General features: G+C 64.2%; 15 protein-coding genes. 14 read left to right on the top strand and 1 reads right to left on the bottom strand.

Annotated features, from left to right (window positions below):
• Positions 1-97 precede the first annotated feature (97 nt).
• From CURSPS6_RS10850 to CURSPS6_RS10875, 7 genes are read left to right on the top strand one after another with little or no spacing between them, the layout of a single operon-like run.
• Entirely contained in the window at positions 98-544 is a 447-nt protein-coding gene (locus tag CURSPS6_RS10850; protein WP_051687933.1) for a LysM peptidoglycan-binding domain-containing protein, read from the top strand.
• Between the two features lie 23 nt (positions 545-567).
• On the top strand, positions 568-1,698 hold the full coding sequence (locus tag CURSPS6_RS10855; protein ID WP_152978137.1) for a histidinol-phosphate transaminase: 1,131 nt from the start codon (positions 568-570) through the stop codon (positions 1,696-1,698).
• 40 nt (positions 1,699-1,738) lie between these two features.
• Positions 1,739-2,353, top strand: coding sequence for an imidazoleglycerol-phosphate dehydratase HisB (gene hisB / locus CURSPS6_RS10860; RefSeq protein WP_030016117.1), 615 nt, complete (start codon positions 1,739-1,741; stop codon positions 2,351-2,353).
• The gene (hisH, locus tag CURSPS6_RS10865) at positions 2,353-3,114 is read left to right on the top strand and encodes an imidazole glycerol phosphate synthase subunit HisH (RefSeq protein WP_082470477.1); all 762 of its coding nucleotides are present in this window, start codon (positions 2,353-2,355) and stop codon (positions 3,112-3,114) included. The genes hisB and hisH overlap by 1 nt, the downstream gene beginning before the upstream one ends.
• The gene (locus CURSPS6_RS12710; RefSeq protein ID WP_173834725.1) at positions 3,111-3,278 is read left to right on the top strand and encodes a hypothetical protein; all 168 of its coding nucleotides are present in this window, start codon (positions 3,111-3,113) and stop codon (positions 3,276-3,278) included. The genes hisH and CURSPS6_RS12710 overlap by 4 nt, the downstream gene beginning before the upstream one ends.
• Positions 3,279-3,284: 6 nt before the next feature.
• Complete coding sequence (gene priA / locus CURSPS6_RS10870) at positions 3,285-4,028, top strand: bifunctional 1-(5-phosphoribosyl)-5-((5-phosphoribosylamino)methylideneamino)imidazole-4-carboxamide isomerase/phosphoribosylanthranilate isomerase PriA (RefSeq protein WP_030016119.1); 744 nt, start codon at positions 3,285-3,287, stop codon at positions 4,026-4,028.
• Positions 4,028-4,885: an SseB family protein gene (locus tag CURSPS6_RS10875; RefSeq protein ID WP_030016121.1), complete on the top strand. Its 858-nt coding sequence runs from the start codon at positions 4,028-4,030 to the stop codon at positions 4,883-4,885. The genes priA and CURSPS6_RS10875 overlap by 1 nt, the downstream gene beginning before the upstream one ends.
• Before the next feature lie 106 nt (positions 4,886-4,991).
• On the opposite strand, the gene CURSPS6_RS10880 is transcribed toward CURSPS6_RS10875, so the two are convergent.
• Entirely contained in the window at positions 4,992-5,444 is a 453-nt protein-coding gene (locus CURSPS6_RS10880; RefSeq protein WP_030016123.1) for a DUF1844 domain-containing protein, read from the bottom strand.
• A 364-nt stretch (positions 5,445-5,808) separates the two neighbouring features.
• Here CURSPS6_RS10880 and infC point away from each other — a divergent pair, with 364 nt between their 5' ends.
• From infC to pheS, 7 genes are all read left to right on the top strand, one after another.
• Positions 5,809-6,471 carry a translation initiation factor IF-3 gene (infC, locus tag CURSPS6_RS10885; protein WP_235503763.1) on the top strand — a complete coding sequence of 221 codons (663 nt, stop codon included), beginning with the start codon at positions 5,809-5,811 and terminating at the stop codon, positions 6,469-6,471.
• Between the two features lie 141 nt (positions 6,472-6,612).
• A complete protein-coding gene (gene rpmI / locus CURSPS6_RS10890) occupies positions 6,613-6,807 on the top strand; it encodes a 50S ribosomal protein L35 (RefSeq protein WP_030016127.1) in 195 nt (64 codons plus the stop codon).
• Positions 6,808-6,897: 90 nt separating this feature from the next.
• Complete coding sequence (gene rplT / locus CURSPS6_RS10895) at positions 6,898-7,278, top strand: 50S ribosomal protein L20 (protein WP_030016129.1); 381 nt, start codon at positions 6,898-6,900, stop codon at positions 7,276-7,278.
• Between the two features lie 134 nt (positions 7,279-7,412).
• Positions 7,413-8,345: a TrmH family RNA methyltransferase gene (locus CURSPS6_RS10900; RefSeq protein WP_030016131.1), complete on the top strand. Its 933-nt coding sequence runs from the start codon at positions 7,413-7,415 to the stop codon at positions 8,343-8,345.
• A 54-nt stretch (positions 8,346-8,399) separates the two neighbouring features.
• Positions 8,400-9,359 (top strand): cation diffusion facilitator family transporter, encoded by a 960-nt coding sequence (locus tag CURSPS6_RS10905; RefSeq protein WP_030016133.1) that lies wholly within the window; start codon positions 8,400-8,402, stop codon positions 9,357-9,359.
• Between the two features lie 3 nt (positions 9,360-9,362).
• Positions 9,363-9,800 carry a (deoxy)nucleoside triphosphate pyrophosphohydrolase gene (locus CURSPS6_RS10910; RefSeq protein ID WP_030016135.1) on the top strand — a complete coding sequence of 146 codons (438 nt, stop codon included), beginning with the start codon at positions 9,363-9,365 and terminating at the stop codon, positions 9,798-9,800.
• 113 nt (positions 9,801-9,913) lie between these two features.
• The gene (gene pheS, locus CURSPS6_RS10915) at positions 9,914-11,044 is read left to right on the top strand and encodes a phenylalanine--tRNA ligase subunit alpha (protein ID WP_030016136.1); all 1,131 of its coding nucleotides are present in this window, start codon (positions 9,914-9,916) and stop codon (positions 11,042-11,044) included.
• Positions 11,045-11,047: the final 3 nt, after the last annotated feature.

An 11,047-nucleotide genomic window follows, 5' to 3' on the forward strand; every position in this document is an offset into this window, starting at 1 on the left:
CAGGCTAGGCCAGTCGGAGTGGCAAATCAAACATGTGTTCTATTTTTCTCGACAGTGTTCGAATCTTTTGGTAGAACTGATGTACTAACTCGAACAGATGTTCGAATCATCGTTGCTCGCGATCTACAGGAGGAAGCACCTGATGCGTACCGCACTTGCCGCACCGCGCCCCACGGAGCACCTGACCCGTTCCCATGCAGCAGAAGTAGCCAGCGACCGCCGCGAAGGGCAACTGACCCTCACCCGTCGGGGGCGTTTTATCCTCATCGGCCTCCCGACCCTCATGGTGGGACTGTGTGTCGTGGCCTTGTTGATGCTGTTCCTCTCTGCGGGAACCGCCTCCGCCAGCCCCCAATCTGCCGGGCAAGGCACGCAGACCGTCATCGTCGGTAGTGGGGAGACGTTGTGGGACATCGCCGCCGAGGTTGACCCCGCCGCTGATACGCGCGACATCATCAGCCAAATCGACGACATGAACGATTTGTCGAGCGGTCACGTGACCCCAGGGCAACGACTTATTGTCCCGGTGATTTCGGGGCGTTAGCCCAGGGTCCTTAAGATGAGTGGGTGACTACTTCGTTGGACGCCATGAACAGCCTGCCACTCCGGGATGACCTGAGGGGGCGCTCCCCGTATGGGGCGCCCATGATTGAGGTTCCATACGCGCTGAATGTTAATGAGAACACTCATCCGATGCCTCCGGAAGTCGTCGAGGCCATCGTTGATGGCGTGCGCGCGGCCGCCGGCCGGCTCAACCGGTACCCGGACCGGGATTTCGTGGCCCTGCGTGAGGAGCTAGCCGAATATTTGGGTCACGGGCTCGCGTCGAAGAACGTGTGGGCGGCTAACGGGTCCAATGAGATCCTTCAGCAAATCCTTCAGGTCTTCGGGGGGCCCGGGCGTAGCGTCCTGAGCTTTACGCCCACCTACTCGATGTACCCGCTTCTGGCCAGCGGAACGAATACCGAGTTCATCGCGGGTCACCGCGCCGAAGACTTTTCCCTGTCGGCCGAGTCCGCCGCCCGTCAGGTTTCCGAAAACCGTCCCGACGTGACCATCCTGTGTTCGCCCAATAACCCCACCGGGACGGGCCTTGGGCTGGACGTCATCACCGCCGTCTACGAAGCGGCCTCGGAGTTCAACGGCATGGTGGTGGTCGACGAGGCCTACGCCGAATTCGCTCGCGATCCGGAGAACACCGCCCTGTCTCTTCTTCCCGGTCGGCAGCGGCTGATCGTCTCGCGCACGATGAGCAAGGCATTCGCCTTCGCCGGCGCGCGCGTCGGGTATTTCGCGGCCGATCCCAGTGTCGTGGACGCCATCATGCTGGTCCGCCTGCCGTACCACCTCTCCGCCGTCACTCAGGCAACGGCCCTGGCGGCCCTACGTCATCGGTCGGAGCTGCTGGCCAACGTCGAAGACATCAAGCGCCAACGGGACCGCATCGTGCGCACCCTGACGGAATGCGGTCTCAAGCCCGCCTCGTCGGATTCGAACTTCGTGTTCTTCGGCGGAGTGCCCGACAGCCGGGCGTTATGGGAGGATCTATTGTCGGACGGCGTCCTGATCCGCGATGTCGGGATACCCGGCCATCTGCGTGTGACCGCGGGTACCGAAGAGGAAACCACGGCCTTCCTTCGGAGCCTCGAACGTCACCTCGATGATCGGCAAACGCCCCGCGCCACGCCTTCGGAATGACCCGGCCTTCAGGGCCGGCCCTCACGATCAGGAGAAATCCATGAGCACCTCTGCACCGTCCAGGACGGCTGCCCTCACACGTCAGACGAGCGAGTCGAGCGTATCCGTCCGGATCGATCTGGACGGAACGGGTCAGTCGACCATCGACACCTCGGTTCCGTTCTATGACCACATGCTGACCGCGCTGTCCAAGCACTCGCTGATCGACATGGATATCCAATGTTCGGGCGATACCCACATTGACGTGCACCATACCGTGGAGGACACCGCCATCGTATTGGGCGAGGCCCTCCGGGAGGCCTTGGGGGATAAGCGCGGCATTTGTCGATTTGGCTCCGCCTCGGTCCCGCTCGACGAATCTCTGGCGAGCGTCGTCGTGGACATCTCAGGACGCCCTTTTCTGGTGCACGAAGGCGAACCCGCCGAATTCGCCTTTCATCTGATCGGCGGCCACTTCACGGGGTCGATGGTTCGTCACGTCTTCGAGGCGATCGCGTATCACGCCGGAATCTGCGTCCACGTGGATCTCCTACGGGGGCGGGACCCACACCATATTGCCGAGGCTCAGTTCAAGGCATTCGCCAGGGCGTTGCGGCAGGCCGTCGAGATGGACCCCCGCGTCGACAGCATTCCCTCGACCAAGGGGGCACTCTGATGGGTGACTCCACGGCAGCAACCAGTGCGGCGGGGGATTCCTTCGCTCGTCCCACCGTGACCGTCCTCGATTACGGCGCCGGCAACGTCCGATCGGTGGTCCGAGCCCTGGAGTCGGCCGGAGCCGACGTCGTGCTCTCGAAGTCCGAGCGAGACGTTCTGGGCGCCGACGGCCTGGTCGTTCCAGGCGTTGGGGCCTTCTCAGCTGTGATGGAATCGCTTCAAGCCGTGGGGGCGCCCAGGATGATCGGACGTCGGATCGCCGGCGGTCGCCCCGTCCTCGGGATCTGTGTCGGGCTCCAGGTGTTCTTCGACAAAGGCGTCGAGCACGGCCGTGACACGGCGGGACTCGGCGAATGGCCGGGTGTCGTGGAGAGGCTCCAGGCGGAGGTGGTCCCCCACATGGGGTGGAACCGCGTGGAACCGCCCGAGGGCTCCCGGCTCTTCGAGGGGATCGGTGACGAACGCTTCTACTTCGTCCATTCCTACGGGGTCCAGAAGTGGGCCTTCGACCAAACCATCGCCGAGATGACACCGCCTCAGGTCACGTGGTCGGATCATGGTGGCCGTTTCATCGCGGCCGTCGAGAATGGCCCCCTCTCGGCGACGCAGTTCCACCCCGAAAAGTCTTCGGGAGCCGGCCTACGCTTGTTGCGCAACTGGCTGTCTACCCTTCCGCGAACGGGACGGTTGGACTCCGAGGGGAAACCCGTAGATCTCACGACCACACGTGATGCCCGAAAGGATGCAACCGCCTCATGAGTCCACTCGTCTCAGGGCTACTGCTCATGACCTTTGGCGCATTCCTCGCAGGAGGCGCCATCTCGTTCCGAAAACAGAAGATCAGCGTGATCGCCCAGGCGGTCTTGTGGATCCTGGCCGTGGCGAGTTTTGCCTACGGCTTCTACGTCACGACATTGGAGTAATTCAGCATGACCGACAACGCACGATTGCAGCTCCTTCCGGCGGTGGACGTCGCCGACGGGCAAGCGGTCCGCCTGATTCAGGGCGAAGCCGGATCAGAGACGGGTTATGGGGACCCGGTCGACGCGGCGCTGGCGTGGCAGGAGGCCGGCGCGGAGTGGCTGCACCTGGTCGACCTCGACGCGGCGTTTGGTCGCGGTAACAACCTCGATGTGCTCCAGCGGGTTTCGGAGCGGTTGGACATCCGTATCGAGATGTCCGGCGGGATTCGAGACGATGAATCCCTCGAACGCGCCCTTAAACTTCGTCCCGCTCGGATCAATTTGGGAACGGCTGCGCTGGAAAATCCGGAGTGGACCCGTCGGGTCATCGCGGAGCACGGTGACGTCATCGCCGTGGGGTTGGACGTGCGCGGAACCACGCTGGCCGCGCGCGGATGGACCCAGGAAGGCGGGGATCTCTGGGAGGTCCTTGACCGCCTCAACGACGACGGTTGCGCACGCTACGTCGTCACCGACGTAACCAAAGATGGCACGCTTCAGGGACCGAACACGCAGTTGCTGGCCGAGGTCGCTCGACGCACGGATAAGCCCGTCGTCGCCTCCGGCGGAATCTCCAGCTTGGAGGATATCCGGGCCCTCCGGGAGATGGTCGGTCACGGCGTCGAGGGAACTATCGTGGGCAAAGCCCTGTACGCCGGCAAATTTACGCTCGCGGAGGCCCTCGACGTCGCCGGTCGGCCGGTGCGCTGATGTCCTCCCCGCGCGAGCTTCCCGAGCACATTAAGGCACAACTCCGGAGTGCGGGTAGGGAAACGGACACCGGCGGGCAAGCGTGGAAGGGTCGAAACCTCGGAGAGGGAACCTCGCACACCCACGCATTTCCCCAGGACGACGGCGCAACGCCGGCGGTCCTGGCCGAGGCGCTGGATCGTTTTGAACGAGGCGAAATCCCCGAAGAATCCATCGTCGACGCCCTCGCGGAGGTCCGGCTGTTCGTCCCCGTGGTGGCCGAGGTGTCACAATCGCAGATCACCGATGATGGGTTGGTCGCCGACAAGGAGGCCGATATGGCCTTGGTGAGCATCGAGGCCCCGGACGGTCGTAAGGCCCTGCCCGTATTCACCAGCGTCGATGCACTCTCCGCGTGGCACGACTCGGCGCGTCCCGTGGCCGCGGACTCCCGCAAGGTCGCCCTCTCGGCGGTCGAGGACGACAACCAGCTCCTCGTCGTGAACCCCGGGGGAGATATCACCTTCGTGGTCCGGCGTCCTGCCCTGTGGGCCATAGCCAAGGGGCACCGCTGGCGGCCTTCCTATTCGGACCCGGACGTCATGACGGCCCTCGAAGACTGCGCGAAACCGGATCCTCAGATCTCATCGGTCGGAATGTTTCCGGGCCGCGGCGTCGGGTCGAGGGACCGAGCCGGCCGGATGCTTCCGGGTGGGGGACCGGGGCCGGAACTGAGTATTGAGCTGTCGGTGGTCCGGGGGCTGAATCAAGAGGAGCTCGATCGCGTGGTCGGGGCCTTCCAGCGCAATTTCTCCCAACACTCCCTGTTGGCCGAACGCGTTGATTCGGCGGATATTCGCATCCGACCGGCCGGATAGCGCGGGACCGACGGCCGCGACCCATCGCCAGGCTTCAGGACGTGAGAAGGTCCCGTTGGTTCGATGACCAACGGGACCTTTTCTGATGTGAGAAGTGGGCGGGGTGTCAGAAAACGGGGCCGGTGAATTTCTCTCCCGGGCCCTGCCCCGGAGCATCCGGGGCGATGGAGGCTTCGCGGAAGGCCAACTGAAGTGATCGCAGGCCATCCCGGAGCGGGCCGGCATGCTGAGACCCGATTTCGGGTGCGGCGGCCGTCACCAGCCCGGCGAGGGCGGTGATGAGTTTGCGGGCTTCGTCCAGGTCTTTGACGTCGTCGGCGTCGTCTTCGGCCGCGAGACCGCATTTGACGGCGGCCGCGCTCATCATGTGAACCGCCGAGGTGGTGATGACTTCAACCGCGGCGACGTCGGCGATGTCTCGCATCTGCTGCCCGATCGCGGCGATTTCGGCCTCGGAAGGTTCCCGCGTCGTCGCGTCCGCGTCGGCCTCGGGGAAGCGGAAGGTATTCTCGGCGGACTCGTCGGGGGCGGAATCCTGAGATGATGAATTGGTGCTCATGCCCTCTAGCTTCCCACATCGTCCGGGTTCGCAGGGCCACGTCGTGCCTTGTTGTTGTGGATCACCCTGGGATCCGTCGTGGGGATGGTGTATAGTATTGAGGAGTTTCAAGCGGAGACTCGTCTCCCACCCGCGACCATCGATGCGATGGCCGGGTCACGGCCCGGTCCATCGGGTGCCTTGTGTGGTTACACAGGGTATTCCGTCGTGGAAAATTGGGTGTGTGCCTCCGTTTGATCGTGACGGAGGCATTTTTTGTGTCCGTGACACGTAGTAAGACCAAGATGGGGAAACCCACTAACCACAGGAGTGCCACATTAGCGATCCACGCATCAATGACCGTATCCGCGTCCCGGAAGTCCGACTGGTAGGCCCCAGCGGTGAACAGGTCGGGATTGTCCGCGTAGAAGACGCCCTGCGTCTGGCGCGCGAATCGGATCTTGATCTGGTCGAGGTAGCACCGTCCGCGAAACCGCCGGTATGCAAGCTCATGGACTTCGGTAAGTACAAGTACGAAGCCGCCGTCAAGGCTCGCGAGTCCCGTCGGAACCAGACGAACACGGTGCTCAAGGAGATCCGTTTCCGTCTGAAGATCGATTCCCACGACTACGAAACCAAGGTCGGACACGCCAAGCGTTTCCTGGCCGCAGGCGACAAGGTCAAGGCAATGATCCAGTTCCGCGGCCGTGAGCAGCAGCGCCCCGAGATGGGCGTTCGCTTGCTGGAGCGCATGGCCGACGATCTGGCCGAGGTCGGGACCGTCGAGTCCAACCCCCGCCAGGATGGCCGCAACATGGTCATGGTGATCGGCCCTCTGCGCAATAAGGCGGAAGCGCGTGCGCAGGCACGTCGCGAGCAGAAGCAACAAGGCGGTGGCCGAAAGACACGCGAACGCGTGGACACGACCACTGCCGAGCCCGTGTCGAACAGCATGGCCGATGCCATGCCGGCCGAGCTCAAAGACCAGGCCAAGGCGCAGGAATCCGCTCCGTCGGACGCGCCGAAGCCGGGTCCCGCAGCTAACTAAGGACCGCCCGATCGGGTAACCGACGGGGTGGGGGACGAGTTTTCCCACATGGTTTCGCCAGCAGCGGCCTGGACGGTCGTTGCAAGCCCACCCGGGTGCCCGAAAGGGCCACGGGGACAGAACGTAAGGAGAACGGCAGATATGCCGAAGCAGAAGACTCACTCTGGTGCCAAGAAGCGCTTCAAGCTGACCGGATCGGGAAAGGTCAAGCGTCAGCAGGCTAACCGCCGCCACTACCTGGAGCACAAGTCCTCCCGCCTGACGCGTCGCCTCGCGAGCGACCAGATCGTCACGGGCGGCCAGGCCAAGGTCATCAAGAAGATGCTGACCAAGTAGTCCTCCGGACCTTCGCGGAATACCACCGCAACCACTGAATTTTTGTACGGGCCTGTCGAATCGGCCCGGTGAACAGTTAGGAGTACACACGTGGCACGTGTGAAGCGGGCGGTCAACGCCCACAAGAAGCGTCGTACAACCCTGGACCGCGCGTCCGGCTACCGCGGACAGCGTTCGCGCCTGTACCGGAAGGCCAAAGAGCAGGTCACCCACTCGCTCGTTTACAGCTACGACCACCGCCGCAAGAAGAAGGGCGACTTCCGTCGTCTGTGGATCCAGCGCATCAACGCTGCCGCTCGCGCGCAGGGCCTGACCTACAACCGTTTCATCCAGGGCCTCAAGGCCGCGGAGGTTGAGGTGGATCGCCGTATGCTGGCCGAGCTGGCCGTCAACGAGCCGACCGCATTCAACGCCCTCGTGGACATCGCCAAGAAGAGCCTCCCCGAAGACACTTCGGCCCAGGCCGCTTAAGGCATTTCGGGCCAGGCCCGGAGCCTCGCCGGCTAACAAAGACGCCGCCGCACCCATCCGCTCGTGATGGGTGCGGCGGCGTCTTTGCACCCGTCGGCGGGGCACTGGTGCCGGCCGTCGGGTAGCCTGACACAGTGGATATCTTCGACGCACTTTCTCGTGAACGCACACTCATCAATCCCACGGCCGACCGGGTCAAGGATGTGGCGGCCTTGGCGCGCCCCCGGACCCGGGGGAAGAAAGGGCTGTTCGTCGTCGAAGGCCCGCAGGGCGTACGGGAAGCGCTCATCGCACATCGACGGCGCCCGATCATCGACGCTCTGTACGTGACCGAGCGCGCGCTCGAGCGTCACGACGACCTGGCCGAGGCCATCGCCGAAGCCGAGGGCAGCCCCGCGCCTTCTGCCGGCGGCAAATCGCGCAAAGTATTCATCCGACTGGTGACCGACGAGGTGCTCGACGCGATGTCTGACGCCCTGACCCCGCAGGGCGTGCTGGCCGTGGCCCACATCGAACCGAGCCTGAGCACGGACCCCTGGGCCGAGGGAGCCGAACCCGGTCTCTTGGCGGCCCTGGTCCGGGTCCAAGATCCGGGAAATGCGGGCACGCTGATTCGCGCCGCCGATGCGGCCGGCGCCCACGCCGTCGTGGCGACTCAGGGGAGCGTCGACGTGCTCAACCCGAAGACCGTCCGGTCTACGGCGGGTTCGCTCTTTCACCTCCCGGTGATTCACGGCATGGAGATTCACGAACTCGTCGGCCGGGCCCGATCGGCGGGAATGCAGATTCTCGCCGCGGATGGGTATGGCGACCACAACCTCGACGACCTGGCGGATCGCGCGGCAGAAGACCGCGCGGGGCACACTCCGTTGCGCTCGGAGGGCCCGGACCTCAGGCGACCCACGCTCTGGCTCTTCGGCAACGAGGCCCAGGGGCTGACGCGCCAGGAAAAGCTTTTCGCCGACGCCCGGGTCGCGGTTCCCGTGTACGGAAATGCGGAGTCGCTCAACGTGTCCACGGCGGCGACCGTGTGCCTCTACGCGACCGCACGCGCACGACGCCCGTAGCCTGCGGGGCAATCCGCCTCGAATCCACGAACCGAACGGAACAGAAGGAACCACATGGCCGATCACGGCGGAAATAAAGCGATCTTCGCGGCTCTGGGCGCAAACCTTGGCATCGCGATCCTGAAATTCGGGGCGTTCCTGCTCACCAAGTCCTCGTCGATGCTCGCCGAATCGATCCATTCCGTGGCCGATACCGGAAATCAGGTGCTCCTGCTGATCGGTGGGAAGGCCTCAAAAAAGAAGGCGGACGACGAGCATCAATTCGGGCACGGGCAGAACCGGTACATCTACGCATTTCTCGTCTCGATCGTCATGTTCAGTCTTGGCGGGTTGTTCTCGCTGTATGAGGGATGGGAGAAATGGCACGAACCTCACGGCATCGATTCCTGGGCCTGGGTTCCGATCGTGGTGCTGGTCGGGTCCATTCTCTTGGAAGGCCGTTCCTTCCTCGTGGCGAACAAGGAAGCCCAGTCCACGCGGGGTAAGCGCTCGTGGATCGGCTATCTTCGGGCGGCGAAGTCTCCGGAACTTCCCGTCGTCATGCTGGAAGACGCCGCGGCCGTGACCGGCCTGGTCCTCGCGCTGATCGGCGTCGTGATGACGGTCGTGACCGGCGACGGCCGATGGGACGCGGCGGGATCGGGCGCCATCGGCGTTCTCCTCGTCGTGGTCGCCATCTTCCTCGCCGTGGAGATCAAGTCTCTGCTGGTGGGCGAGTCCGCGTCTGCCGAGACCGACCGGCGCATCCGCGAGGCGATCGACACCCAGCGGGGCATCGGTCTGATTCACCTGAAGACCATGCACCTGGGCCCCGACGAACTGCTCGTGGCGGCCAAGATCTCGGTGCAGAAGGCCGACGTGAGCGCGGAGCAACTCGTCGACGCGATCAACGCGACCGAGGCCAGGATCCGCGATGCCGTGTCGCAGGCACGCATGGTGTACATCGAGCCGGATATCTACCGGGACGACTACGAATCCACGACGGGCGCTCCCGCCCAAGAGGAAGAGGATTAACGCATGGCGGATGTGCGCGATTTTCCCGTCCAGGTGGTCGGAGCGGCCCTGGTCGACGACCTCGATACTCCCAGGCGTCTCTTGGTGGCCCGACGCTCCGCCCCGGCCGAGCTCCGAGGGCTCTGGGAATTCCCCGGCGGGAAGGTCGAAGCCGGGGAAGACGTCCGCGACGCCCTCCGGCGGGAGCTACGCGAAGAGCTCGGCATAGAAGCGAAACTCGGCGACGAAGTCACCGGGCCCCACCCGCAAGGTTGGCCGCTGAACGAGCGGCTCGCCCTCCGGGTCTTCATCGGGACGGTGGCCTCCGGGGAACCTCGGCCGTTGGAAGACCACAGTGAGCTGAGCTGGCACGGGCTCGACGACCAGGCCGGGTTGCTCGGCCTGGCGTGGATCCCCGCGGATTACCCGATCGTTGAGGCATTGATCCACAGGTTGGCCTGACCCGGACGCACATCCACTAGACTGGATGTGCTCGAGGAGGCCCGATCCGAACGACGGATGCATCGCTCGGGTCGCACCCCCACTAGTCGACTGTCACAAGAGATGAGTTGTTCATGACTGAAGCGTCGCCGGAGAGCGCCGTGCCGTCCGCGGGACCGGACCCCGTGCTGGAGGATCTGGCACGAGTTCTGGAAAACGATCCGGAAGGGGGGCTGGAACGCGTACGAGCGGCCTTCGCGGCCGAAACGCAACAGGCCCTCGAGAGCATCGAAGCCCATACCCCGGACTTCGAGTCCCTCAAGCAAGTTCGGCTCCGATTTACCGGCGAGAAGTCAGGCGTCTCGGCCGCCAATAAGCACATGCGGTCGTTGCCCAATGAATACAAGAAGGAGATCGGTCAGCTCCTGGGGCAGACCCGAGGGCGTATCACTCAGGCGCTCGAGGCCCGAAACGAGGTCCTCGAGGCGGAGCACGCCGAGCGGATCCTCGTGGAAGAGGCCGTGGACGTCACCTCGAGCGAGGGCCGCCGAGGCATCGGCGGGCGTCACCCCGTCTCCACGCTGCAGGAACGCGCGGCCGACATCTTCGTCTCGATGGGATGGGAAGTCGAGGACGGCCCTGAAGTCGAGTCGGAGTGGTTCAACTTCGACTCCCTGAATTTCAAGCCGGACCACCCGGCCCGGGAACTCCAAGACACGTTCTTCGTCGACCCCGTCGACGCCCACCTGGTCTTGCGGACCCACACGTCGCCGGTTCAAATGCGTGCGCTGCACAAGCGCGATGTGCCCCTGTACATCGTGTGCCCCGGGCGGGTCTACCGGACCGATGAACTTGACGCCACGCACACCCCCGTCTTCACGCAGATCGAGGGCCTGGCGGTGGATCGCGGGCTGACCATGGCCGACCTGAAGGGAACGCTGGAGCACTTCGCCCGGCAGATGTTCGGACCCGAGGCGCAGATCCGCCTGCGTCCGCATTACTTCCCCTTCACGGAGCCGTCGGCCGAGATGGACGTGTGGGTTCCCCATGCCAAGGGCGGGCCCCAATGGATCGAGTGGGGCGGTTGCGGCATGGTTCACCCGAACGTCCTTCGAGCCGGCGGCGTAGACCCGGAGAAGTATTCGGGATTCGCCTTCGGAATGGGCATCGAACGGACGCTCATGTTCCGCAACGGCGTGACCGACATGCGCGACATGATCGAAGGCGATATCCGCTTCAGCGAACATTTTGGGATGGAGATTTAAGGA

Source organism: Curtobacterium sp. S6, from assembly GCF_000710345.2.
In the GTDB taxonomy this organism is placed as follows: domain Bacteria; phylum Actinomycetota; class Actinomycetes; order Actinomycetales; family Micrococcaceae; genus Rothia.